The 24,651-nt window shown below is 45.3% G+C and carries 24 protein-coding genes; 18 read left to right on the forward strand and 6 right to left on the reverse strand.

Going from position 1 to position 24,651, the window contains the following annotated elements; all coding sequences use genetic code 11:
* Positions 1-82: 82 nt before the first annotated feature.
* Entirely contained in the window at positions 83-517 is a 435-nt protein-coding gene (locus ACK1LH_RS03685; RefSeq protein WP_029283436.1) for an Rrf2 family transcriptional regulator, read from the reverse strand.
* Positions 518-702: 185 nt separating this feature from the next.
* Here ACK1LH_RS03685 and hmpA point away from each other — a divergent pair, with 185 nt between their 5' ends.
* The 12 genes from hmpA (at position 703) to ACK1LH_RS03745 (ending at position 12,206) form a co-directional block, all read left to right on the forward strand.
* Positions 703-1,914 (forward strand): NO-inducible flavohemoprotein, encoded by a 1,212-nt coding sequence (gene hmpA / locus ACK1LH_RS03690; RefSeq protein WP_411334525.1) that lies wholly within the window; start codon positions 703-705, stop codon positions 1,912-1,914.
* Positions 1,915-2,126: 212 nt separating this feature from the next.
* A complete protein-coding gene (locus ACK1LH_RS03695) occupies positions 2,127-3,329 on the forward strand; it encodes an MFS transporter (protein ID WP_203289619.1) in 1,203 nt (400 codons plus the stop codon).
* A 773-nt stretch (positions 3,330-4,102) separates the two neighbouring features.
* Positions 4,103-5,512, forward strand: coding sequence for a SpoVR family protein (locus tag ACK1LH_RS03700; protein WP_029567244.1), 1,410 nt, complete (start codon positions 4,103-4,105; stop codon positions 5,510-5,512).
* A gap of 111 nt (positions 5,513-5,623) precedes the next feature.
* Complete coding sequence (locus ACK1LH_RS03705) at positions 5,624-6,073, forward strand: MarR family winged helix-turn-helix transcriptional regulator (RefSeq protein ID WP_411334526.1); 450 nt, start codon at positions 5,624-5,626, stop codon at positions 6,071-6,073.
* A 62-nt stretch (positions 6,074-6,135) separates the two neighbouring features.
* Entirely contained in the window at positions 6,136-7,479 is a 1,344-nt protein-coding gene (locus ACK1LH_RS03710; protein WP_411334527.1) for an FAD-dependent oxidoreductase, read from the forward strand.
* 22 nt (positions 7,480-7,501) lie between these two features.
* Positions 7,502-7,702: a hypothetical protein gene (locus ACK1LH_RS03715; protein ID WP_411334528.1), complete on the forward strand. Its 201-nt coding sequence runs from the start codon at positions 7,502-7,504 to the stop codon at positions 7,700-7,702.
* Between the two features lie 12 nt (positions 7,703-7,714).
* A complete protein-coding gene (locus ACK1LH_RS03720; protein ID WP_411334529.1) occupies positions 7,715-8,959 on the forward strand; it encodes an MFS transporter in 1,245 nt (414 codons plus the stop codon).
* A gap of 133 nt (positions 8,960-9,092) precedes the next feature.
* Positions 9,093-9,440 (forward strand): ArsR/SmtB family transcription factor, encoded by a 348-nt coding sequence (locus ACK1LH_RS03725; RefSeq protein WP_411334530.1) that lies wholly within the window; start codon positions 9,093-9,095, stop codon positions 9,438-9,440.
* Positions 9,441-9,455: 15 nt separating this feature from the next.
* Positions 9,456-10,751, forward strand: a complete 1,296-nt coding sequence (locus tag ACK1LH_RS03730) for an arsenic transporter (protein WP_411334531.1) — start codon at positions 9,456-9,458, stop codon at positions 10,749-10,751.
* A 39-nt stretch (positions 10,752-10,790) separates the two neighbouring features.
* Positions 10,791-11,210 (forward strand): arsenate reductase (thioredoxin), encoded by a 420-nt coding sequence (gene arsC, locus ACK1LH_RS03735; protein ID WP_411334532.1) that lies wholly within the window; start codon positions 10,791-10,793, stop codon positions 11,208-11,210.
* A 21-nt stretch (positions 11,211-11,231) separates the two neighbouring features.
* Positions 11,232-11,663 carry a dual specificity protein phosphatase family protein gene (locus tag ACK1LH_RS03740; protein WP_411334533.1) on the forward strand — a complete coding sequence of 144 codons (432 nt, stop codon included), beginning with the start codon at positions 11,232-11,234 and terminating at the stop codon, positions 11,661-11,663.
* 57 nt (positions 11,664-11,720) lie between these two features.
* Entirely contained in the window at positions 11,721-12,206 is a 486-nt protein-coding gene (locus tag ACK1LH_RS03745; RefSeq protein ID WP_411334534.1) for a GNAT family N-acetyltransferase, read from the forward strand.
* Between the two features lie 24 nt (positions 12,207-12,230).
* Here ACK1LH_RS03745 and ACK1LH_RS03750 read toward each other — a convergent pair whose 3' ends face one another.
* Genes ACK1LH_RS03750 through crcB (ACK1LH_RS03760) form a run of 3 tightly spaced genes read right to left on the reverse strand, consistent with a single transcriptional unit; the run spans position 12,231 to position 14,100 of the window.
* A complete protein-coding gene (locus tag ACK1LH_RS03750; protein WP_411334535.1) occupies positions 12,231-13,316 on the reverse strand; it encodes a M42 family metallopeptidase in 1,086 nt (361 codons plus the stop codon).
* 38 nt (positions 13,317-13,354) lie between these two features.
* Positions 13,355-13,708 (reverse strand): fluoride efflux transporter CrcB, encoded by a 354-nt coding sequence (gene crcB / locus ACK1LH_RS03755; protein WP_411334536.1) that lies wholly within the window; start codon positions 13,706-13,708, stop codon positions 13,355-13,357.
* Positions 13,705-14,100: a fluoride efflux transporter CrcB gene (gene crcB / locus ACK1LH_RS03760; protein ID WP_411334537.1), complete on the reverse strand. Its 396-nt coding sequence runs from the start codon at positions 14,098-14,100 to the stop codon at positions 13,705-13,707. The genes crcB (ACK1LH_RS03755) and crcB (ACK1LH_RS03760) overlap by 4 nt, the downstream gene beginning before the upstream one ends.
* A gap of 573 nt (positions 14,101-14,673) precedes the next feature.
* Here crcB (ACK1LH_RS03760) and ACK1LH_RS03765 point away from each other — a divergent pair.
* The 4 genes from ACK1LH_RS03765 (at position 14,674) to ACK1LH_RS03780 (ending at position 18,758) form a co-directional block, all read left to right on the forward strand.
* Entirely contained in the window at positions 14,674-15,348 is a 675-nt protein-coding gene (locus ACK1LH_RS03765; protein ID WP_411334538.1) for a response regulator transcription factor, read from the forward strand.
* Between the two features lie 3 nt (positions 15,349-15,351).
* Complete coding sequence (locus tag ACK1LH_RS03770; RefSeq protein WP_411334539.1) at positions 15,352-16,749, forward strand: sensor histidine kinase; 1,398 nt, start codon at positions 15,352-15,354, stop codon at positions 16,747-16,749.
* Between the two features lie 74 nt (positions 16,750-16,823).
* Positions 16,824-16,979, forward strand: coding sequence for a lmo0937 family membrane protein (locus ACK1LH_RS03775; protein WP_139015520.1), 156 nt, complete (start codon positions 16,824-16,826; stop codon positions 16,977-16,979).
* 132 nt (positions 16,980-17,111) lie between these two features.
* Positions 17,112-18,758: a ribonuclease J gene (locus ACK1LH_RS03780; protein ID WP_411334540.1), complete on the forward strand. Its 1,647-nt coding sequence runs from the start codon at positions 17,112-17,114 to the stop codon at positions 18,756-18,758.
* Between the two features lie 21 nt (positions 18,759-18,779).
* Here ACK1LH_RS03780 and ACK1LH_RS03785 read toward each other — a convergent pair whose 3' ends face one another.
* Both ACK1LH_RS03785 and ACK1LH_RS03790 read right to left on the reverse strand, forming a co-directional pair.
* On the reverse strand, positions 18,780-20,087 hold the full coding sequence (locus ACK1LH_RS03785) for an MFS transporter (protein ID WP_411334541.1): 1,308 nt from the start codon (positions 20,085-20,087) through the stop codon (positions 18,780-18,782).
* A 115-nt stretch (positions 20,088-20,202) separates the two neighbouring features.
* Positions 20,203-21,675: a SulP family inorganic anion transporter gene (locus tag ACK1LH_RS03790; protein ID WP_411334542.1), complete on the reverse strand. Its 1,473-nt coding sequence runs from the start codon at positions 21,673-21,675 to the stop codon at positions 20,203-20,205.
* 362 nt (positions 21,676-22,037) lie between these two features.
* Between ACK1LH_RS03790 and ACK1LH_RS03795 the strand changes: the two genes are divergently transcribed.
* Entirely contained in the window at positions 22,038-22,955 is a 918-nt protein-coding gene (locus ACK1LH_RS03795; protein ID WP_411334543.1) for a proline dehydrogenase family protein, read from the forward strand.
* A gap of 28 nt (positions 22,956-22,983) precedes the next feature.
* Positions 22,984-24,525 carry an L-glutamate gamma-semialdehyde dehydrogenase gene (gene pruA / locus ACK1LH_RS03800; RefSeq protein WP_411334544.1) on the forward strand — a complete coding sequence of 514 codons (1,542 nt, stop codon included), beginning with the start codon at positions 22,984-22,986 and terminating at the stop codon, positions 24,523-24,525.
* The last annotated feature ends 126 nt before the right edge of the window (positions 24,526-24,651 follow it).

Here is a 24,651-nt window from a genome sequence, read left to right on the forward strand (position 1 = left end):
CCAGTATATTTGCATTTCAATTATTATGTAACAAAATGGGAACTATTTTTGGACAAAAGAAAAAACCGCCCATAGGCAGTTTTCATTGCTTCAGCAATTCTGAAAGCATCGATTTATTTTGAACGAGGTCAGCAAGTGTATAGCCGTCAAGGACTTCAAGGTATGCTCTTAAAGCTTTATGCAGGACACCCTTCAGCTTGCATGCGGGTGAAATGGCGCACATATTGCGCTCCGGATCAAAGCATTCCACAAGATTAAAGTCATCCTCTGTCTGTCTGACAATTGCGCCAATGTTTATCTCTTCTGGACTTAATGCCAGACGGATGCCGCCGCCGCGCCCTCTGACTGTCTCAATCACCTTCATTTTTCCAAGCTCGTATGTGACCTTCATCAGATGATTTTTCGAAATGCGATATGCTTCAGCTATTTCTTTTATATTGGACAGTTCTCCCTTTTCTTTAGAGGCAAGATAAATCAGCACCCTCAGAGAGTAATCTGTGTAGTTGGTCAGCCTCATGTCTCATCGCCCCACTGCAAGAAGTACGTTTATCTTACCACAACAGTCTGTCCTTTAATAAAAGAAAGGCTCATTTGTGACAGATCCGTTAAAGATGTATTTTATATATTGCTTTAAATGGGAAGCGGGAGTACGATAAAGATGTATTTGAAATACCACTTTAATTGAAAAGGGGAGCATCTCTTATGCTTACTCAAAAAACCATTGAAATTATTCAATCTACTGTGCCTGTTTTAAAAGAAAAAGGGGTAGACATTACAACACGTTTTTACAGCAATTTATTCAAGGATTATCCGGAACTATTGAATATCTTTAACCATGCGAATCAAAAAAAGGGCCGGCAGCAGACGGCGCTTGCAAACACCGTCTATGCAGCGGCTCTGCATATTCACCAGCTGCACATGATTTTGCCGGCAGTTGAACAAATTGCCCACAAGCACCGCAGTCTTGGCGTAAATGAAGAACATTATCCAATCGTAGGGGAGTATCTGCTCGGGGCGATAAAAGAAGTTTTGGGAGATGCAGCCACACCTGAAATTCTTGAAGCATGGGGCGAAGCGTACGGCGTGATTGCCGGCGTCTTTATCAATGCAGAAAAAAATCTCTACAGCAAAGCTATATGGGAAGGCTTCCAGCCGTTTACCGTTACACGGATCGAAAAAGAAAGCGATGCAGTTACATCTTTCTACCTTGAAAATAAGGCGATAAAACCACAATTTAAACCGGGTCAATATATAACAGTAAGAGTTAAAATACCTGGAGAAACGTATACGATGAACAGGCAGTACAGCCTTTCAGGAGGACCTGAAATGCCTTATCTCAGAATTTCGGTCAAGCGCGAAGAAAAAGGACTGGAATCAGGAAAAGTATCAAACTACCTTCACAGTCACATTCAAGCTGGAGATACGCTTGAAATCAGCGCTCCGGCAGGCGAGTTTATACTTAACGAAGAGGCTGAAACTCCTGTAACCCTTATCAGCGGTGGAGTCGGCGTAACACCTTTCATGAGCATGCTTGCGTCACTTGCTGCAAAACAGCGTGACCGTGAAATGACCTTTATTCATGCCACGCAGAACAGCGGAACACATGCCTTTAAATCTACAGTGGCGGCTCTCTGCTCAAACATGCCAAACAGCAGTGTCTACACCATTTACAGCAATCCGCTGAACGAAGACTGCACAGAACGGAACTTCTTTAGAGAAGGACAGATCGAGAAGAAGGATCTGGAGAAAATGCTTCAAACGAAAAATGGAGATTTTTATGTTTGCGGTCCGGTCGGATTTATGAAGTGCGTCATCGACATGCTTGCTGAGCTCGGCATCAAAGAAGAGCAGATCCATTCTGAGTTTTTTGGGCCTGCTGTTGATATGAAGAGTCTTCCTGAAACAGTCTCCTAAATTCGTCAATGGTTTAAAATGACATCAAAATGTTGATAGTAAACCGGGAGAAAGTCAACCAGATTTTCTCCCGGTTTTTTCTGTGATGCAAAACAGTACGAGGCGGGGGTGCTTTCCATTGACAATGGGGCAGCAAACAATTTAACATAGTTAAGTATTTGCTGAAATAATGCTTACAACATTCGTTAACTATAGAAAGCGGGGCTGTCATTTTGTCTGCAGAACAAAAAAAGAAAATGTTTATTTTGATGGTCAACATGTTTATTGCCATCGGCAGCTTTGGGATTATTATTCCGATCCTGCCTGCGTATCTTGAATCAATCAATCAGGGCGGAACTGCCGCAGGATTGATGATTGCCATCTTTGCCGGCGCTCAGCTCATTTTTTCCCCGATAGCTGGGAAATGGGCAGATCAGTACGGAAGAAGAAAAATGATTATTTACGGGCTGGCAGGATTGACGTTATCCATGTTCGTTTTTTACGCCGTTGATTCGATCTGGTGGCTTTATGCTTCCCGTGTGATCGGCGGAATCGGTGCGGCTCTGCTTGTTCCTGCCATTTTTGCCTATGTGGCGGACATCACGACGATGGACCAGCGTGCAAAAGGGAACAGCTTTGTTTCTGCTGCAATGTCTCTCGGGATTGTCATCGGACCCGGCATCGGAGGATTTCTTGCGGATTTCGGGCTGAAAATGCCGTTTCTGATTTCTGCGATTGTTTCGTTGGGAGCCGTTATCTTCTCGATTGTGCTGCTTGAAGACAGTGAATCAAAAATGACGACAGCTGCCATGATGCCTCAGGACAATGAATCCATGGCGCGTAAAATGGTGCGCTCGGTGAAAATGCCTTACTTTGTGCCTCTTATCATTACGCTTGTCATGAGCTTTGGCCTCATGGCGTATGAATCTGTGCTTGGCCTGTTTGTTGACAATCAGTTTGGCGCGACGCCGCAGGAGATTGCGCTGATGATTACATCAACCGGGATTATCAGTGTCATTGTCCAGCTGTTTGTTGTAGACCGTGTTGTCAGACGCTTCGGTGAAGGAATTGTGCTCAATATTTTCCTTGCGGTTGCAGCTGCAGGATTCCTGCTTTCACTGTTTGCAACGAGCTATGTCTTGTTCTTCGGAATTACGCTGCTTATCTTCCTTGCAACTTCGATCCTGCGCCCCGTGCTCAACACCCTGATTTCTAAAATGGCCGGAAACGAACAGGGCTTTGCAATGGGGATGAACAATGCCTATATGAGTATTGGAAACGTGCTTGGGCCGACGATTGCAGGCATGCTGTATGATGTCCAGATTCTGTATCCCTTTGTTCTCGGACTCGTCTTCCTCGTTGTCACACTGGTGATGACAATGATCTGGCAGAAGCGGTCATTGAAGCGGGAAATGGTTGTTAAAACTGAACATTAATGAGAAAACATGAATCCTTTGGGGTTCATGTTTTTTTGTGGGCTCTTTTTTAGATTCCCGGAGTTCTTCTTACCCTGCCAGAACGAAAAACGGTTCTCGAGGGGAAGGAAAGGAGCGAATCATACCCAGCTAGACCGAAAAAACGGTTGGGGTGGGTAAGCAAAGGTGTGAATCGTACCCAGGTAGACGGAAAAAACGGTTGGGGTGGGTAAGCAAAGGAGGGAATCGTACCCAGGTAGAGCGAAAAAACGGTTGGGGTGGGTAAGCAAAGGTGTGAATCGTACCCAGCTAGACTGAAAAAACGGTTGGGATGGGGTAAGCAAAGGTGCGAATCGTACCCAGGTAGACGGAAAAAACGGTTGGGGTGGGTAAGCAAAGGAGGGAATCGTACCCAGGTAGAGCGAAAAAACGGTTGGGGTGGGTAAGCAAAGGTGTGAATCGTACCCAGCTAGACCGAAAAAACGGTTGGGATGGGTAAGCAAAGGTGCGAATCGTACCCAGGTAGACGGAAAAAACGGTTGGGGTGGGTAAGCAAAGGTGTGAATCGTACCCAGGTAGACCGAAAAAACGATTGGGGTGGGTAAGGAAAGGAGCGAATCATACCCAGGTAGAGCGAAAAAACGGTTGGGGAGGGTAAGGAAAGGAGCGAATCATTACCTTTTCAACAAAAAACATCGATTCGCCCTAAGAAAAAGGACCGGAACGCAATGTCTGTTCATGTTTTTCCCTTCCCGCTCATACATTGTCTTAAAGACGAGATAGGGGGAAAACGTGTGAACGAAGCCTACCGGAAATCACTGGAATATGCGATTGCGGAGATTACGGAAATTGCGGATGGATTTGGGCTCGATTATTATCCGATGCGGTACGAAATTTGTCCTGCTGATATTATTTATACATTTGGCGCTTATGGAATGCCGACCCGTTTTTCACATTGGAGCTTTGGGAAACAATTTTTCAAGATGAAACTTCACTATGATCTGGGGCTGAGCAAGATTTACGAGCTTGTCATCAACTCGGATCCCTGCTATGCGTTTTTGCTGGATACGAATTCGCTCATCCAAAATAAACTGATCGTGGCGCACGTTCTGGCCCACTGCGATTTTTTCAAAAACAACAGCCGTTTTCAGAATACAAAGCGTGATATGGTTGAGAGCATGGCTGCTACGGCCGACAGAATCAAGCAGTATGAAATTGAGCATGGCAGAGCCGAGGTTGAAACATTTCTTGATGCGGTGCTTGCGATTCAGGAGCACATTGATCCTTCGCTTATGCGTCCAAAGCTGTCTTGGACGATGGAGGATATAGAGGAAGAGGATGTGAAAAAAGCATCACCTTATGATGATCTTTGGGGGCTGGATCAAAAGGACAAACCTAAGTCTGAGCGGGCAAAGAAAAAGAAAAAATTCCCTCCAGCGCCTGAAAAGGATATCCTTCTCTTTATTGAGGAGTACAGCCGTGACCTCGAAGACTGGCAGCGTGATATTCTGACGATGATGCGCGAAGAGATGCTTTATTTTTGGCCGCAGCTTGAAACGAAAATCATGAACGAAGGCTGGGCATCCTTCTGGCATCAGCGGATCTTGAGGGAGCTTGATCTTTCTACAGAAGAATCCATCGAGTATGCCAAGCTCAACGCGGGCGTTGTCCAGCCGTCCAAGACGGGAATCAACCCTTATTACCTCGGTCTCAAAATCTTTGAAGACATCGAGGAACGGTACAATAATCCGACAAAGGAAATGATCAGACGCGGAGCAGAACCGAACTCCGGCCGGGAGAAAATGTTTGAGGTGCGAGAGGTCGAATCAGACCTTTCCTTTATCCGAAACTATTTAACGAAGGACCTTGTCACCCGTGAAGATATGTATCTTTTCCAGAAGCAGGGGAGAGATTACAAGGTTGTCGACAAAGAATGGGAGCACGTCCGCGACCAGCTGATCAATATGAGAGTAAACGGAGGATTCCCGTATATTACGGTGAATGACGGCGATTACCTCAAAAACAATGAGCTGTACTTGAAGCATTGGTTTGAAGACATTGAACTTGATTTAAAATACCTGGAAAAAGTGCTGCCGTACATTCACCAGCTCTGGGGCCGTGCGGTTCATATGGAGTCAGTGCTTGAAGGCAAACCGGTACTGTTCACGTATGACGGGAAGGCGATTCACAGGAAGTATTTATAAGTGCAGGGACTGGCCGAAAAGACTAATCGTCTTGCAGGCCAGTATATTTTTTGAAAAACACTTGCATTTTACAAGTAATAAGCGTATAAATGAAGTATGAGGTGAGAAAAAATGGAAAACACGCGTGAATTGTTTCAAATCATGACCCGCCGTTTCGGGCTGCTGAACAAGAATTGCTGTACAGCAGGAGGAATTGAGATTTCTTTAATACAAAGCCATATCCTTTATGAAGTTGATAAGATGCCCCGGCCTTCTATGCAGGAAGCGGCCGAAGTGCTTGGCACGGATATAACCACTTTCAGCAGACAGGTCCAGTCATTGGTAAAGCTGAATTTGCTGAAAAAAACCCCTCATCCGGATGACCGCAGAGTTCATATCCTGTCACTGACAACAGAGGGGAAATATGTAGCCACAACGATCGACCATCAGATGAATACGTATTTGAACGAGGTTTTTTCGCATATGAATGAGTTTGAAAAAGAAACGGTTATCCGCTCGATTAAGCTGTTAAATAAAGCAATGGCGAAGTCCAGCGTATGCTGCACCACTCCTTTGGGGTGATTTCTTCAGTTTGATACTTGCATTATGCAAGTAATGATAAAAATAGTTCAGGAGGGTTTTAAATGAAACTTGATGTAAAAGTGAACACATGCTGCAATGCCACGGAAAAAGCGCCCATTATAAAGGAAAAGAAACTGCCGGTTGCCATCATAGGAGGAGGGCCAGTGGGCCTTGCAGCTGCTGCACATTTGGCTGAACGGGGAGAAGCCTTTTTCCTGCTGGAAGCAGGGGAAGCGGGGGCAAACGTATTGTCCTGGGGGCATGTGCGATTATTTTCTCCGTGGCGTTATAACATTGATAAAGCTGCGGCCGCACTGCTTAAGAAGCATAACTGGCAGGAGCCTGAACTTGATGCACTGCCTTATGGAAAAGAGCTTGTTGATCACTACCTGGCGCCTCTGTCGAATCTTCCTGAAATAAAACCTTTTATCCACTCGAAAACAAAGGTTATATCAATCGCGAAAAAAGAGATCGATAAGATGAAATCCGCAGGAAGGGAAAAAGTGCCGTTTGTCATCTATGCAGAAAAAGAAGGAAACCTTCAAATTTTCGAAGCAAAAGCAGTCATTGATGCAGCAGGAACATGGGGAAATCCAAACCCTGCTGCTTCAAGCGGCATCTGGCACAGCGGAGAAAAAGCATTGAGCGGTCAAATCTATTACGGAATCCCTGATATTGCCGGAAAAGAAAAGGAGCGTTATGCAAAGAAGCGGACAGCTGTGATCGGCGGAGGGCACTCGGCAGTCAATGCGCTGCTTGAACTGGCAGAACTTAAGGTAACGCATCCTGAAACGGATATTGTCTGGGTGATGCGCAAGCAGAAAGCGGAAGATGCATACGGCGGAGAAGAGAAGGACGCGCTTGCTGCAAGAGGGGCTTTGGGAAGCAGGGTTCATCAGCTTGTCAATGCCGGAGTAATCGCAGTCCAAACACCGTTTTTCATCCAATCTATGAAAAAGTCGGATCATGGAATTGACATCATCGGAACGCAATCTGGAGAAACAAAACAGCTGTTAGGCTTTGATGAAATCATAGTCAATGCGGGAAGCAGACCGGACCTCAGCATCATCAGCGAGCTGCGGACATCAATCGATTCTGCAACAGAAAGCGTTTCCGCTTTATCCCCGTTAATCGATCCTAACGTGCACAGCTGCGGAACCGTCCGGCCGCACGGTGAAAAGGAATTGCGCCAGCCGGAGAAGAATTTTTATATGGTCGGTGCAAAAAGCTATGGGCGTGCTCCAACCTTTTTAATGGCAACAGGATATGAACAGGTTCGCTCAGTAGTTGCACACCTGTGCGGAGACTATGCTGCAGCAGAAAAAGTGGAACTCGATCTTCCTGAAACAGGCGTTTGCAGTGTGAATTTTTCAAAAAACAGCAAGACAGAATCCTGCTGTTCTTAAACCGAAAGGCGGAGTGATGGGAATGGTCATTAATCATGCAGGTGCACTGCGGAAAGAGTACTTTACTGCATATATGAATTTGATGAAGAATGCATTTGGATACACGGATGAGGAGGCTTTCGACAAGACCTTTCAACGCCTATTTCAGTCACAGGAAACGTATTTGGGAAATGAAAGCTATCAGCAGTTTCTGCTCGCTTTTGATCAGCTGAAAAAGAAGTAAAGAGGTGGCAGCATGGCCAAACCCGGCACGCCAAAAAATCAGAACATCATCACACTTACAGCTCTCATTACGGCACTCAGTCTGCTGGGAGATTCCATGCTGTATATTGCTCTTCCGATTTTCTGGAAGGAAGCGGGACTTGATTCCATCTGGCAGGTTGGCATTCTGCTTTCCATTAACCGGTTCATCCGTCTGCCTGTCGGACCCGCAGTAGGCTGGCTGTACAAACGAATACCGCTGAAAACCGGCTTGCTTATCGCTGTGTGTATTGGTGGACTTACTACGCTTGGGTATGGGCTCTTTAAAGGATTCATTGCCTGGGTTATCCTCAGAAGCTTGTGGGGAATTGCATGGTCGTTCTTCCGGATCGGTGGACTGTCCGCTGTTGCGCTGTACTCAGATGAAAACCGCAGGGGAGAAGCTATGGGCTCATACAACGGCATTTACCGTCTAGGCAGTCTGGCTGGAATGCTTATTGGCGGCCTGCTCGTTCCATACTTCGGCTTAACAGCGGTTTCTATTGTTTTCGGATTCATCACTTTAATTGGTATCCCCATCATTTTGCTCGGTTTTTCTGAGAAAAAACAGGCGGAAAAAGAAAAAAAGATTCAGAATATCTCTTCTTTTTGCTTTGAATATAGGCAAAAGCTTTTGATCATCGTCAGCGGTTTTTTCATCACGCTTCTCATACAGGGAGTTCTTACAGCCACCTTAAGCTCACTAATCAATCATCATTTTGGAAAGGAAATTTCTCTGGCAGGACTGATCATCAGCGTCACTTTTTTATCCGGATTGCTCCAGTCTGCAAGATGGATGTGGGAGCCGTTGCTGGCGAAGAAAATCGGCAGGTGGTCTGATCATAAATCAGTCAGGAATCCTTTGTTCATAGGGTCTTTATTCTTTAGCTCGCTGTCGTTTTCCCTTATATCATATAACCTGCCTGCTGAAGTCTGGATTGTTGCTGCCGTTGCTGTTCTTCTATGTGCGACAGCTGTTACCACTTTATCCGATACTCTTGCGATAGACGCAGCCAAACACACCGGCACTCTCAAGTTTCTAACCTTGTACTCGGTCATTCAGGATGCAGGCGCTGCGCTTGGACCATTTCTCGGCTACATAGTCATTGAGCTTGAGAACGGATTTTCTTATCTGTTTTGGGGAGGAGCTGCTGTTTTTTCTTTGATGGGTATGCTTTGGATTTTTCTCCATGCTGAAAAGAAATCAGTATTGGCCGGCAAGTCTGAATCGGCCCTTTGACTTGGCTTGGATCATATCCAGGCTTATTTTTATTGGAGCGCAAATCGTACATTTACACACTTTTTACATATAAGCTCTTTATTATATAAGTATTTTATTATATAATGATTTTCGACATGGAGGTGTTGGCAAATTGGAAGTGACTTCAACAATTGAGATTGAACGGGTTTCTCAAATACTTAAGCTTCTCGGAGACAGAACACGTCTTACCATGATGAAGCTTCTTGAGACGAACGAATGCTGCGTCTGCGAATTTACGGCTATCTTTAAAACGAGCCAGCCCGGAATCAGCCAGCATTTGAGGAAGCTCCGCGATGCCGGCCTAGTGAAGGAAAACCGAAAAGGTCAATGGATTTTTTATTCAATTAATAAAGATAATGACGTTTATCCTTTTCTGAAAGGTTTACTGCAACACCTGCCGGAGCAAAATAACTTACTGGCAGATTTAGAAACACAGGGTCTTCGTATATCATGTGAATAGAGAGGGGAAGAAAGATTGACTTCAGTACTTTTAGCATCCAGTATTTTTCTTTTAACTCTCATCTTGGTGATCTGGCAGCCGAAAAATCTTTCCATAGGGTGGTCAGCCTGCGGAGGAGCTTTAGCTGCATTATTGGTTGGAGTAGTTGATTTTGGTGACGTTATTGACGTTACATCGATTGTCTGGAATGCAACTTTGGCATTTATTGCAATTATTATCATCTCTCTGATTTTAGATGAGATTGGGTTTTTTGAATGGTCTGCCCTTCATATGGCCAGAGCAGCGCGGGGGAACGGCCTCCGAATGTTTGTTTATGTATCGATTTTGGGAGCACTAGTGGCTGCGTTTTTTGCAAACGACGGCGCAGCGCTCATCCTGACGCCTATTGTCCTTGCAATGGTGCGGAACTTGAATTTCAGTGAAAAAATGGTATTCCCGTTCATCATGGCGAGCGGATTTATCGCTGATACGACATCGCTGCCGCTGGTTGTAAGCAACCTGGTAAACATTGTGTCCGCCGACTATTTTAATATTGGCTTTATCGAATACGCTTCGCGGATGATTGTGCCGAACTTCTTTGCTTTAGGAGCGAGTATTCTTGTCCTGTACTTGTACTTCCGCAAAAGCATCCCGGCAAATTATGACCTGGCGGATTTAAAAACACCTAAAGCTGCCATTAAAGACGAGAAAATGTTCCGTCTTTCCTGGTTCGTACTCGGTATTCTGCTTATCGGATACTTTATCAGCGAGTTCCTTCATATCCCTGTATCCATTGTTGCAGGTGTTGTCGCCGTTTTCTTCTTGTCCATGGCCAGAAGAAGCCCGGCCGTGCATACGAAAAAGGTTTTAAAAGGAGCTCCGTGGGCAATTGTATTCTTCTCGATCGGGATGTATGTCGTAGTGTACGGCCTCCGGAATGCAGGATTAACAGCCGTTCTGGCTGATGTCATTCAGGCAGCGGCTGATCAGGGTCTGTTTGCCGCAACTATTTCAATGGGCTTTATTGCAGCCATCCTGTCTTCTATCATGAACAATATGCCGACGGTCATGATTGATGCATTGGCCATTGCTGACACAAATACGACAGGAACACTTAGAGAAGCATTGATTTATGCCAATGTGATTGGTTCTGATTTAGGACCTAAAATCACCCCGATTGGATCCCTTGCTACCCTTTTATGGCTCCATGTATTGAGCTTAAAAGGAGTTAAAATATCCTGGGGCACCTATTTCAAAACAGGAATCATTTTAACCATTCCAACATTGTTTATCACACTTGTCGGACTTTATCTGTGGCTGCTCATTATTTAACATACAATCTAAATACTTACTTAAAAGGAGACTGCACCTATGTCTAAAAAAATAATTTACTTCTTATGTACTGGAAATTCATGCAGAAGCCAAATGGCTGAAGGCTGGGCAAAGAAACATCTTGGTGAGGATTGGATTGTAAAAAGCGCAGGACTTGAAGCGCACGGACTAAATCCTAACGCTGTAAAGGCGATGAAAGAAGCAGGAGTCGATATTTCTAATCAAACTTCAGATGTCATTGATCCTGAAATCCTTAACAATGCTGATCTGATTGTTACTCTATGCGGGCATGCAGCAGACAATTGCCCTGTAACGCCTCCTCACATTAAACGCGTTCACTGGGGATTTGACGACCCTGCTAAAGCAGAAGGAACAGATGAAGAGAAATGGGCATTCTTCCAGCGTGTTCGTGATGAAATCGGCGAGCGCATCGAGCGTTTTGCTAAGACTGGTGAATAATTGAAAGAGGGTGCTTCGCGAATGCAGTCAAAAAATTACCATGAGCTAATTAAAAAACGTGTTTATATTGGAGGTGCTGCAGATGCATCCGCAGCGGCTGAAAATGAACAGACAGATGTTGTGTTTGACTTGAGGTCTGAGTCAGATGATTCCTCAGCAGCCGGATACCATCGTATTCACAGCCCTATTACAGATGACATAGAACGACAGGATGAATCTGTGAAAAATTCAATTCATCAGGTTGTACATGCTTACAATGAAGGAAAGAAAATCTACTTTCATTGCGGAGGCGGCAGCAACCGCACAGGTACTGTGGCAATCGGTACACTCCTGTCACTTAACATGGCTTCTTCTATTGAAGAAGCAGAGCGCACTGCTAAAGAAGTCCGCCCGAAAATCCAGGTTAAGCCGGAAATGAAAGAAACGTTAAAACGGCTGTATCCAAATGCATAAAGCAGAATAGGTCTCAGAGATGAGGCCTTTTTTGTATTAAATGGGGGAGGGAGCTTCATGTACGAGATCAAAAAGTTGACCGTTCTTCACTGGAAACAAGTAAAAGAAATTTATCTCGAGGGCATCTCGACCGGCAACGCCCCTTTTGAAACGGAAGCACCTGAATGGGAAAAATGGGACGGCAGCCATTCTAAAGAATGCCGGCTTGTTGCTGAACATGGCGGAGCAGTCTATGGTTGGGCGGCACTGAGTCCGGTATCAGGAAGATGCGTTTATTCAGGGGTGGCAGATGTGAGCATCTACATAGCCGGTGCTCATAAAGGAAAGGGGATTGGAACAGCTCTGCTGCGTGCAATCATTGAACTCAGTGAGCTGGAAGGCTTTTGGACCCTGCAGGCAGGAATTTTCCCGGAAAATACTTCAAGCTTGAAGCTTCATGAAAAGGCCGGATTCAGACGAATCGGTGTAAGGGAAAAAATCGGAAAGATGAATGGCGTTTGGAGAGATGTGGTGTTTTTGGAAAGACGGAGCGGCAAATTGTAAAAAGAGAGCTTTGCGCTCTCTTTTTTAATGCAGATTTCCATCGATTTCAGTCAGCTGTCTGACCGTTTTTTCATCCAGCTGTTTAATCACCTGAAAAAGAAGCTCGGCGGCATGGTCGAGGTCATCTCTGTGAACAACGGATACATGGCTGTGAATATATCTAGCGGGAACACTTACAACCACAGTAGGAACACCTTCATATCCGAGATGGAATTTTCCGCCGTCGGTCCCGCCTCCTGGCATAATATCGATTTGATAAGGGATGCCATTTTTATCGGCAATGCCTGTTACAAAGTTTCTTAGCTTCAGATGGGGAATCATGCTGGCATCGAAAAAGCCGATCAGCGGTCCTTTTCCAAGCTCTGTATGCCCTTCATCTTTCATCCCCGGTGTGTCTCCTGCAACACCAACATCAAGAGCGAAAGAAATATCAGGCTTTACTGTATTGACGAGTGTTTGAGCGCCTCTGAGCCCTACTTCTTCCTGGACGGTGGCTCCGGCATATAAGATATTTGGATGCTTCTTGTCCGCAGCCGCTTTTTCAAGGGTTTTCAGCGCCACATAACACCCGGCGCGGTTATCCCAGTTGCGGGCAAGCAGGAGCTTTTGATTTGGAAATACTTCAAATGGGCAGATTGTCGCAATGGGGTCGCCGACCTGCACGCCGAAGCTTTCCGCTTCTTCCTTGCTTGAGGCGCCAATATCAATAAACATATTTTTGGTCTCAAGGACGTTTTTCCGTTCATCAATCGTCAGAACATGCGGCGCTTTTGAACCGATGACTCCTGTCAGATCTCCTTTTTTTGTCATGACTTTTACACGCTGTGCAAGCATGACATGGCCCCACCAACCCCCAAGTGTCTGAAACTTCAGGAACCCGTCCTTGGTTATGGCTTTCACCATAAGCCCGACTTCATCCATATGCCCGGCAATCAGAATCTTTGGTCCTTTTTTGCCCGTAACTCCTGTGATGCTCCCCAGTTTGTCTTTAACTAAATCAGGGGTGAAGGCCTTGATTTTTTCTTCAAGAACCTTGTGAATTCTCGCTTCAAATCCCGAAGGACCTTCCGGATCCGTCACGTCTTTTAATAGCTGCAGGTCTTTATCCATTATACATCCCTCCAGTAGGTAGGATGCCTTTCTTGCCTTTAGCTCATACCAATCATAATGCCGGCAAAGGCTGATAAAATTCCTCCGGTATAGCTGATGAAAAGGTAGGTAATGAGAACACGGTGATTTTCTTTTTCTCTGAGCTGAATGTTCTCGAGCTTGAAAGTGGAAAATGTCGTGAATGCTCCCATAAATCCGATGCCAAAAAGAGAATACAGTCCTTCTGACAGCCCGTATCCTGTCATCAGGCCGAGGAGAAAGGAGCCGGCAAGATTCACAGTCAATGTGCCGATTGGAAAACCTGTTTTGCTTTTGTTGTTCATCCAGGAGCTTAAAAGAAAGCGGGCTATAGCACCGAGAAATCCTCCTGCAGCAATCAATAGCAGGTTCATAGCGCGGACTCTCCTTTCCTTTTAAAAGAACGTCCCAGTGAGTATCCGTACCACGCGAGGAAAAGACCCCCGAAAAGGCTGAGCAGCACATATAAAAGGGCCAGTGCAAACATGCCGTCTTTCATCAGCAGCACCGTTTCAACGCTGAAGGTGGAAAAGGTAGTAAAAGAGCCGACCAGTCCGGTGCCAAGACCCGCGAGAATATGGGGATGAAAGACTTTCAGTTTGACGATGCTGTTTGTAAACCATCCCAGAACAAAACAGCCGATCAGATTGGCAAGAAGCGTGCCGAGCGGGAAGCCCCCGCTGTACCAGGTATGTGTCACCAGTCCGAGCCCATATCTGAGGAGGCTGCCGGCGACTCCTCCTGCGCCTATAAGCAGATAATTCATTGTAGTAGTCCCCTTACTTTCTTTATAAACTTTCGCGGGCAGTAAAGAAGTATCAGCCGATGTTATAACCCTTATTTTAAAATCCGACTTTATTCTTTACAAGCTGTTCATTGATTACGTGAAGAAAATGGTGCCCTATAAAATGGCACTCCAGGAATATAGGGTATCGAAAAGCGAAAATGGTACCCTATAAACCGGTACTCCGGAAATATAGGGCATCAAAAAGCAAAAATGGTACCCTATAAACCGGTACTCCGGAAATATAGGGCATCAAAAAGCAAAAATGGTACCCTGTAAACCGGTACTCCGGAAATATAGGGCATCAAAAAGCGAAAATGGTACCCTATAAACCGGGGATCCGAGAATACAGGGCATAAAAAAGCGAAAATAATACCCTATAAATCGCCCCTCCGGAAATATAGGGCACCAAAATTCCAAAATGGTACCCTATAAACCTGCAATGCGCGAATATAAGGCACCAAAACCCAAAATAACAAAAACCTCATAAAAATTTCACATCCTTCAGGTAAAATAGGAGGTAATATATAGACAGGCAAAAGCGAGGTAATTCTTATGAGCACAACAACGGTGATGGTACTTGATGATGAAGAAGCAATGCGGTCTCTGATCAGAACGTTCCTGGTTCAGGAAGGCTACAGGGTGATTGAAGCGGCAAATGGTTCTGAGGCTCTTGATCTTTTGAAAAGAGAGGTGCCCGATCTGATTATTGCAGATGTTATGATGCCGTATATGGACGGGTTTTCTTTTGCAGGGGAATTAAAAAAGGCGTATGAGATTCCGCTTATTTTCCTGTCGGCAAAAGGGGAAGAGTGGGATAAGATTCAGGGCCTGAAACTTGGCGGGGATGATTATATCGTGAAGCCGTTCCACCCCGGAGAACTGCTTGCGAGAGTGGAGTCTGTTCTCAGAAGAGCAAGGCAGAGCACGTCTGCAGGCAGCAGGGCAGCGGTGGGGCCGCTTGTTTTGGATGCTCTTTCTTATAAGGCGATGATTGGAAGCGAAACGCTATCGCTGACGCTTAAGGAGTTTGAGCTTTTGTCGATTCTCGCGAGAAATAAAGGAACGGTTTTTACCAGAGAACAGCTTCTTGAATCGGTATGGGGCTCCAATTATATTGGCACAGGCAGAACGGTGGATACGCATATTAAAACATTGAGGCTGAAATTAAAGGACCATGCGCATCTTATCCAGACCGCTTGGGGCGTGGGCTATAAATTTGAGGTGTAAGGGTTGATTAAGCGATTAAATTTAAGTCAGAAAGTGCTGATGCTGATTGGTGCCTGCATTCTTTTCAGCATTGTGTTCTCTTTTTTCTTTCTGCATTTTCTGTATAAGGAGCTTTATTTTAACAGTGTGAAAGAGTCTGTGATTTTTCAGGGAGAGAGAACGGCTGCACATTATCACTCAGGGACGCTCAGCGAAGACCTCGCAGAGAAAATCCACTGGTACAACATGGTGTCTGAATATGAAGTGATTGTCCTTGATGAGATTGAAGATCTGTCTTCTTATTTTCCGTACGAGATTAATCATCAGGCTCTCATCACCCGGTCAGACAGAAAAAGGCTTGAGAATGAAGAGTTTATTGTTAAAGATGGATATGTAGAAGAGTTCGGGCGGGAAATCATTGGAGCCGTTTTCCCTGTTGCCGGAAAAAGCGGTACAGAAAGCTATATTTACATCTACGTGCCTCTGGCTGATCTTCAGGAAGTGTTTGAGGGAAGCATTCCGATTCTTCTGTTTGCAGGATCCATGTTTTTTATGATTCTGTTTCTTGCTGTCAATCAGATTCGGCGTTCCCTGTTTCAGCCGCTTCAGGAAATCCGGCTTTTTTCAAAGGAAGTGTCCAGAGGGAATTACTCCAACCGGCTGCAGATTTCAAAGCGGGATGAAATCGGAGAACTGGCAAGAGCGTTTAATTCAATGAGCGAATCCCTTGAGAAGCAGGAGGCGCGCAAAAAAGAGTTCCTTGCGAATATTGTCCACGAGCTGAGAACACCTCTTACTTATATTGGAGGATACAGCCAGGCGCTGTCCCATCAGATGTACAAATCTCCTGAGGAAGCTGAGCACTACGTAAAGACGATTGAGCGGGAAACGAACCGGGTCAACAAGATGATTCATGACCTGATTGACCTGGACGTCCTTCAGGAGAGTATGTATACGCTAAAGACAGAGCCAATCGCCATTGCGCAGCTGTTTTTGGATACGTTTGCTTTGTTTGAAATCAGGCTGCACGAAAAGAACCTGCAGACGAAGCTTCATTTGCATGAGGATCTTGTGATCATGGGCGATCCGAAACGTATTCAGCAGGTGTTCTACAATCTGATTGACAATGCGATAAAGTACGCAGAAGAAGGAAGTGTGATCCGAATTTCTTTCTCAGAAGAGAAGAACCGGTTTCATTTCTGCATCCATAACGTTGGAAGCGAGCTTTCGGAACAGGATCTCGTTCATATCGGCGAGCGGTTCTTCCGGACGGATAAAGCACGCAGCCGCCTGACAGGAGGAACGGGACTTGGACTTTCCATTGTAAAGGAAATTGTCAGGCTCCATGAAGGTGAACTCAGGATTGAAAGTGACGTTTCAACAGGGACTGCGGTAACCGTTATGCTGCCGGCACTTCTGTAAAAAAAAGGACCTGTTTATTTCTGCAGATTTAAGGGAAACTACTACGTAACTAAACGAGAAAGTAGGGACCCGCTATGTTATGGACGATTATTGGACTTTTAATCTTATTTTGGATTCTCGGGCTTGTTTTCAAGGTTGCTGGAGGAATTATTCATATTCTTCTTGTCCTTGCTTTGATTGTGTTCCTGTATAATTTCTTCATGAAAAGAAAAGGCAGGGCACGGGGATAAGTGCGGAAGACCGGCGGAAGCGTATGCTGACTGCTGGTCTTTTTTTTATGATGTTATGTTACAATGAAAAGATAGTTCACTATGTGAAGAAACGATACTAAGATAAGCAATCAGCTTGCTGGGAGACTAAATATGACTAGAGAAAAAAATGTAAAAATCATACCGCTTGGCGGGATGGGCGAAATCGGAAAAAATATGTATGTGGTTGAGTATGGCGGAGAAATCGTCATTGTTGATGCGGGTGTTAAGTTTCCGGATGAAGAATTAAGGGGCGTTGACTACATCATTCCTGATTACTCGTACCTTGTGAAGAATGCCGGGAGAGTAAAAGGCCTGTTCATCACTCACGGACATGAAGATCATATCGGCGGAGTGCCGTTTTTATTGAAACAATTAAATGTGCCGGTTTATGCCGGGGGACTGGCTATGGGCTTTATCCGGAACAAGCTTGAAGAGCATGGGCTGCTGAGAGAAGCAGAGCTGCACGACATTACGGAGGAGAGCTTGATTGAACTTGGTGAATTGAGCGTGTCCTTTTTCCGTACAACACACAGCATCCCCGATTCATTCGGAGTTGTGATTCATACACCGCAGGGCAACGTGGTTCACACGGGTGACTTTAAATTTGATTTAACACCGGCAGGTCCTGAGCAGGACTTGTCGAAGATTGCAAAAGTCGGGCAGGACGGGGTCCTCTGTCTTTTATCTGACAGTACCAACAGCGAAATTCCCGGGTTCTCTGTTTCTGAGAAGAAAATCGGCCAGAATATTTTGAACGTAGTCAGAAAGCAGTCCGGCCGAATTATCGTCGCTCTGTTTGCATCAAACGTGTTCCGTCTTCAGCAGGTGATTCAGGCATCTGTCGCATGCGGAAGAAAAGTTGCCTACACAGGGAGAAGCATGGAGAGAGCAATTGGCATCGGTCTTGAGCTCGGATACATCGATGCTCCAAAGGGCACGTTTATTGATCCTAATGAAATCAGTGCCTATAAAAACAGCGAGCTGACCATTCTGTGTACGGGAAGTCAGGGAGAGCCATTTGCTGCCCTTTCCAGAATTGCAGAAGGAAAGCATCGCCATATCCATATTGAAGAAGGTGACACGATTATCTTCTCATCTTCTCCTATTCCGGGGAATGTTCTCAGCGTGAACCGCATCGTCAACAAGCTGATGAAAGCGGGGGCGGATGTCATTGATAACAAGCTTTATGACATTCATACATCAGGACACGGCGGCCAGGAAGAGCTGAAGCTGATGCTTAAGCTTCTGAAACCGAAATTCCTGGTGCCGATCCACGGGGAGTACCGCATGCAGAAGATGCATCAGACGCTTGCCCTGGACTGCTTTGTTCCGGAAGAAAACATCTTTATTCTCGACAACGGGCAGGTTCTCAATGTCTCAAAAGAAAAAGCTTACCAGGCCGGCAGAGTACCGGCACGGTCTGTCTATGTAGACGGCCACGGAATCGGTGATGTTGGAACATCTCTTCTAGGCGAACGCAAGCAGCTGGCTGACAGCGGGATTTTATCAATTCTTCTTTTCAAAGAAGGGGAAGAAATCATCCGCAAGCCGCAAATCATTTCGAGAGGCTTTGTCTATTTAAGAGAATCAAGCAGCTTTATGGGAGAAATCGAAACGAGGGCAGCCGCTCTTGTTGATCAGCATCGGGCAGATGATATTGAACGGAAATTAAGTTCGGCTATCTCTGATTTCATCTACAAAAAATTAAAGCGGTCTCCAATTGTTGTGACGAAAGTCATTGATGTGACAAGGGGATAATGAAAAAAGCTCTGACATGTTTCAGAGCTTTTTGCTTTTTACAGAAATCTGTTCAATATCACCTAGAACGACGGTGTAAAAAATCAAGCCGATGACGAGCACGGCCGCCGCAATGATGAAAGCAAGATCAAATGACCCTGTTGCGTCAACTATGTACCCTGTCAAAAAGGTCGCGATGATCCCTCCGAAAAGGTTGTTCGCAAAATTGACCATTGAGCTCAGGATTGCTGTTGTGCCGGGCGGTGCAAGCTTTGCTGCAATGGTCCAGCCGATTGGGGCTGTTGCGGATATTCCGGCGAGGCCAACGGAAATGAAAATCATCGACAAGACCGGGCTTGATGTAAAGATCGACCCGATAAAGATAAGGCCGATAAGAAGTCCAGCCGCAATGATGTTTTTATATACTCTGTCAGGGGCGTATCCTTTCTTGATCAGGCTGTCGACAAGCCACCCGCCAGCGAGAATCCCTGAGAGAGAGGCAATCAGCCAAGGGATGGCCGTATAAAGAGCGGAGGAAAGCAAATCCAGCTGAAACTGCTCCTTAAAGAACGTAGGAAGCCAAAGAAGCAGCAGGTTAAAAGTATATCCGTATCCGGTAAAACCGATCATCAGCCCCCAAGCCTTTCTGTTTGTAAAAAACGATTTCAGCACAAGTGCCGCTTTATAAGAAGGAAGGTCTGAAGAATCTTCGTACATATGAATGTAGTTGATTTCTTCTTTTGATATGCTCTTGTGAGTGTCCGGCTCGTCGTAATATTTCCAGAAGACAAAGGTAAACAGCACGTTAATCGCCCCGATTGCCAAAAAAGCGGTTTTCCAGTCATAAAGGGTGATCAATATCGCTACAAGAGGCCCGCCGATTACATTTGAAAGTTTGGCAGAGGAATCAAACAGGGCATTGGCAAGTCCTCTCTCATGAAAAGGAAACCAGCTGGCTGTAGCTTTTGCTGCGGCAGGAAAAGCAGACGCGCTGGTGATGCCTGTGAAAAAACGGATGATGTATAAAAGAAGAGTGCCTTGAATAAAGACGAGGCTGATCGTCAAAAACGTCCAGATGACCATGCCGGTCCTTGTCACCCAGCTGACTCCCCACCTGTCGAGCATACTGCCGATCGGAAGCTGCATAAGGGTATAGGCATAGTTATACACCGTAAAAACAAGCCCCATTTCAAAAGCGCTCAGCGAAAAGGCTTTCTGAAGTTCAGGAGCAGCGGCAGCAAGGGCAACCCTGTCAAAGTAATTCAAGATAATGAACGTGCTTAGAAGAGCAGATATTGTCCACCTTGTATTTTTTCCCGCGGGCCGGGCTATTTCTGTTTCATTACTCAACTATCACACCTGCCTATCGAAAAGAAATCTATGCTTTAGGTTTCCTCAATTATGCAGCATCATGCTAATAGAAAAACAAAAAAGAGAGATGCACGACGGCATCTCTCTTTGTTTATTAGTGATTTACTGCTTTGGCATCCGGTTTATCGTAAAGAGCTAGCTTTTCTAAAAGACTGCTGCTGTCGTCGTTTAGACCGGTTAGTATGACTTCTTTGCCGTGCTGTCTGTATTTCATGATGATTTTATCAATTGCTCCTGCTGCCGAATCATCCCAGAGGTGGGCGCTGCTTAAATCAAGATAAATGGTGCGGGCTTCTTCTTTAAAATCAAAAGCAGCTACAAGGTTTTGGACGGAAGCAAAGAATACCTGCCCGTGCACTTTGTATGTTTTTGCCATCGTCCGTTTATCTGTAAACGATTCGACGTGCACCTTCGATATTTTAGCGGCAAAGAACAGAGCGCTTAAAACAACCCCGGCCAGCACACCTTTGGATAAATCATGTGTAGCGACGACGGTAACGACTGTGACAACCATGACTGCCGCATCTGACTTCGGCATCACATGAAGCTTTGTGAGCGAGGACCAGTCGAATGTGCCGATTGACACCATAATCATAACCCCGACAAGGGCTGCCATTGGAATCTGAACGAGCAGATCGTTCAGTAAAACAATAAGAACCATCAGGAAGACACCTGCCACAAACGTTGAAAGCCTGCCTCTTCCTCCGGACTTCACATTAATGACGGACTGGCCGATCATGGCACAGCCTGCCATACCGCCGAAAAATCCATTCACAATGTTAGCGATGCCCTGTCCTTTGGCTTCTTTATTTTTATCACTTTCCGTATCTGTCATATCATCGACAATCTGAGCTGTCAGCAGGGATTCCAATAATCCTACAAGAGCAAGCGCAAAGGAATAAGGAAGAATGATCTGCAGTGTTTCGAATGTTAATGGTATTTGGGGGATTAAAAACATAGGCAGCTCCTGCGCCAATTCACCCATATCACCGACTGTGCGCACACCGGCACCCGTCATAACCGCAATGACCGAGATGACAACAATGGCAACGAGCGGAGACGGCACGGCAGTTGTGAATCTAGGCAGAATATAAATAATGGCCAGTGCTCCTGCTACCATCGCATACATGATCCAGGATTCTCCCGCAAAATGTGGAAGCTGAGCCATAAAAATGAGTATAGCCAAAGAATTAACAAAGCCGACCATTACAGATCTCGGAATAAACCGCATCGCCCTTCCGAGTTTAAGTGCACCCATGACATACTGAATGATGCCTGTGAGCACAGTAGCGGCAAGAAGATACTGAAGACCATGTTCAGCAACGAGCGTCACCATCAGAAGTGCCATCGCCCCGGTTGCAGCCGAAATCATGCCGGGCCTTCCCCCGACAAATGAAATAACCACCGCAATACAAAATGAAGCGTAGAGTCCGACCATTGGATCTACTCCTGCAATAATGGAAAAGGCAATGGCCTCCGGAATAAGCGCCAGAGCAACAACAATGCCGGATAGAATATCTCCGCGTATGTTGCCGAACCATTCCTGTTTAATTGTCTGTACGTTCAAATCAAAAAACACCTCTTTTTATTTTTTTATGGCTTTCAACTCTCATGAAAGCCGGGTCCGTTAGTAACCTGAAAATTATATCATCATACGCCATAAAAGGGGTAATGTCATGTAAGCGTCAACAAGAGGTGTTTACTTTTAATTGCTTACTTTTTCATGAGTTTAGTCTTGGATGGCAAAAATGGTGATCAGTTTGTTGAAATGGTTTCATCTCTATCCAGAAAATACCGGATTATGGATTGTATTTGTCTAAAACCAACAAATAAAGCGCTTGAATATTGTTTTTTTAGAACGTTGTGAAAATTGTCGACAGGACGTAAGATGAGGGTGTAGAACAACTTTTATGAGGGGGTGCATGTAAAGTGGAAGCGATTACAAGAGACTTTTTCCTCTTCTTATCAAAGAACCATTTACTTAACAATATAGCTAAAAAGCGCGGAGGCAGTTTTGCAGCCGGCAAAATTATCGGCGGAACTGATTTTAAAAGTTCCATAAAGTTCATCAGACAGCTGAATGACAGCGGATTATCTGTAACAGTCGATCATCTTGGCGAATTTGTAGATTCAGAGGCCGTTACACGCGAGCGGACGGCAGAATGCATCGAAACCATTGAAATGATCAGCAGAGAGAAGCTTGATTCTCAGGTGTCACTGAAAATGACATCGCTCGGTCTTGATATCGACCGGAAGCTTGTGATTGAAAACATGACAAAGATTCTGGATACGGCAGAAAGACACGGCGTCATGGTCACCATTGACATGGAGGATGAAGTGCGCTGCCAGGCAACTCTTGATATCTTCAAAGAGTTTAAAGCAAAATACAGCTGCATCAGCACGGTGCTGCAGGCATACTTGTACCGCACAGAAAGAGATTTAAGCGACCTGGCTGACTATCAGCCGTTTCTCCGTCTTGTAAAAGGCGCATATAAAGAATCACCGGAAGTAGCGTTTCCTGAAAAGAAAGATGTAGATGAAAATTACAAAAAGCTGATTGAACAAAGCCTGCTTAACGGCAACTATACAGCTATAGCATCCCATGACGATCAGATCATCGAATATACGAAAATGTTTGCCAAAAAGCATCATATTCCTAATTCGCAATTTGAGTTTCAAATGCTCTACGGCATGAGAAGCAAAACGCAGCTTGACCTTGTGAAGCAGGGCTACAAGATGCGCGTTTATGTTCCATACGGTCTTGACTGGTATGGCTACTTCATGAGAAGACTTGCCGAAAGACCTTCAAATATCGCATTTGCATTTAAAGGTATGGTCAAAAGCTAACCAATTTTATTAAAGGGAGAGGATCTGCATGATTCCATACAAACACGAACCATTTACTGATTTTTCAAACGAGGAAAACAAGAAAGCATACCTTGAGGCGCTTGAGCAGGTAGAAGGCTACCTTGGCCAGGATTATCCGCTTTATATTGGGGCAGAAAAGGTAACGACTGAAGACAAAATCACGTCTTACAACCCGGCTGATAAAGCTCAGGTAGTCGGACGCGTTTCAAAAGCAAACCGCGAGCTTGCTGAAAAGGCTATGCAGGAAGCATCTGCAGCATTTGAAAGCTGGAAAAAAGTAAAACCTGAAATCCGTGCTGACGTTCTTTTCAAAGCAGCAGCCATCATCCGCCGCCGCAAGCATGAGTTTTCGGCTCTTTTAACAAAAGAAGCGGGTAAGCCTTGGAATGAAGCAGATGCGGACACAGCTGAAGCGATCGATTTCCTTGAGTTTTACGCTCGTCAAATGCTGAAGCTAAAAGACGGAGTGCCTGTTGAAAGCCGTCCTGGTGAATACAACCGCTATGACTACATTCCGCTTGGAGTAGGCATCATCATCTCTCCATGGAACTTCCCATTTGCGATCATGGCAGGAACGGCTGTTGCTGCAATCGTAACAGGAAATACGATTCTATTAAAACCGGCTTCAACAACTCCGGTCGTTGCAGCTAAATTCGTTGAGGTTATGCTTGAAGCGGGTCTTCCTGCAGGCGTTCTGAACTTTGTTCCTGGAAGCGGAGCGGAAGTTGGCGACTACCTTGTTGACCATCCGAAAACTCGCTTTATCTCATTTACAGGCTCACGCGACGTAGGTCTTCGCATCTTCAACCGTGCTTCACAGCTGAATGACGGCCAGATCTGGCTTAAACGTGTGATTGCTGAAATGGGCGGTAAAGATACAATTGTAGTAGACAAAGAGGCAGACCTTGAGCTTGCTGCTCAATCTATTGTAAAATCTGCATTTGGCTTCTCGGGACAAAAGTGCTCTGCATGCTCGCGTGCGGTCATCGTTGAAGATGTATACGATCAAGTTTTGAACCGTGCGGTTGAACTGACGAAAGAGCTGACAGTAGGAAACCCGACTGAAAACCACTTCATGGGTCCTGTTATTGATCAGGCTGCTTTTGACAAAATCATGAGCTACGTTGAAATCGGAAAAGAAGAGGGCCGCATTCTATCTGGAGGCGAAGGCGACAGCTCAAAAGGCTTCTTCGTTCAGCCGACAATCGTTGCTGATGTAGATCCAAAAGCGCGCTTAATGCAGGAAGAAATCTTCGGACCGGTTGTGGCATTTGCTAAAGCAAAAGACTTTGATGAGGCGATTGAAATTGCCAACAACACAGAATACGGCCTGACTGGCGCCGTTATCACGAAAAACCGTGAAAACATGGAAAAAGCACGCGAAGATTTCCATGTAGGAAACCTTTACTTCAACCGCGGCTGCACAGGCGCCATTGTCGGCTACCAGCCATTCGGCGGATTTAATATGTCCGGCACTGACTCTAAAGCGGGCGGACCAGATTACCTTCAGCTTCACATGCAGGCTAAAACAACGTCTGAAACGTTCTGATTTAGGAACCGAGATAAACAAAAGGGATAAAAAGAAGGAGGAAGTGACCAACCAAGTTGCTTCCTCTTTTTAAAGGCTGATTTCGCATGAAAATGCAGGAAGCTGCATTAAAAAAGAAAGCAGCCT

Source organism: Metabacillus indicus (assembly GCF_046603695.1).
Lineage (GTDB): Bacteria > Bacillota > Bacilli > Bacillales > Bacillaceae > Bacillus_P > Bacillus_P indicus.

Coding starts and splice junctions, on each gene's coding strand:
- ACK1LH_RS03685 (WP_029283436.1), bottom strand. CDS start 517: ATGAGGCTGACCAACTACACAGATTACTCTCTGAGGGTGCTGATTTAT.
- hmpA (WP_411334525.1), top strand. CDS start 703: ATGCTTACTCAAAAAACCATTGAAATTATTCAATCTACTGTGCCTGTT.
- ACK1LH_RS03705 (WP_411334526.1), top strand. CDS start 5,624: ATGGAAAACACGCGTGAATTGTTTCAAATCATGACCCGCCGTTTCGGG.
- ACK1LH_RS03710 (WP_411334527.1), top strand. CDS start 6,136: ATGAAACTTGATGTAAAAGTGAACACATGCTGCAATGCCACGGAAAAA.
- ACK1LH_RS03715 (WP_411334528.1), top strand. CDS start 7,502: ATGGTCATTAATCATGCAGGTGCACTGCGGAAAGAGTACTTTACTGCA.
- ACK1LH_RS03720 (WP_411334529.1), top strand. CDS start 7,715: ATGGCCAAACCCGGCACGCCAAAAAATCAGAACATCATCACACTTACA.
- arsC (WP_411334532.1), top strand. CDS start 10,791: ATGTCTAAAAAAATAATTTACTTCTTATGTACTGGAAATTCATGCAGA.
- ACK1LH_RS03740 (WP_411334533.1), top strand. CDS start 11,232: ATGCAGTCAAAAAATTACCATGAGCTAATTAAAAAACGTGTTTATATT.
- ACK1LH_RS03745 (WP_411334534.1), top strand. CDS start 11,721: ATGTACGAGATCAAAAAGTTGACCGTTCTTCACTGGAAACAAGTAAAA.
- ACK1LH_RS03750 (WP_411334535.1), bottom strand. CDS start 13,316: ATGGATAAAGACCTGCAGCTATTAAAAGACGTGACGGATCCGGAAGGT.
- crcB (WP_411334536.1), bottom strand. CDS start 13,708: ATGAACCTGCTATTGATTGCTGCAGGAGGATTTCTCGGTGCTATAGCC.
- crcB (WP_411334537.1), bottom strand. CDS start 14,100: ATGAATTATCTGCTTATAGGCGCAGGAGGAGTCGCCGGCAGCCTCCTC.
- ACK1LH_RS03765 (WP_411334538.1), top strand. CDS start 14,674: ATGAGCACAACAACGGTGATGGTACTTGATGATGAAGAAGCAATGCGG.
- ACK1LH_RS03775 (WP_139015520.1), top strand. CDS start 16,824: ATGTTATGGACGATTATTGGACTTTTAATCTTATTTTGGATTCTCGGG.
- ACK1LH_RS03780 (WP_411334540.1), top strand. CDS start 17,112: ATGACTAGAGAAAAAAATGTAAAAATCATACCGCTTGGCGGGATGGGC.
- pruA (WP_411334544.1), top strand. CDS start 22,984: ATGATTCCATACAAACACGAACCATTTACTGATTTTTCAAACGAGGAA.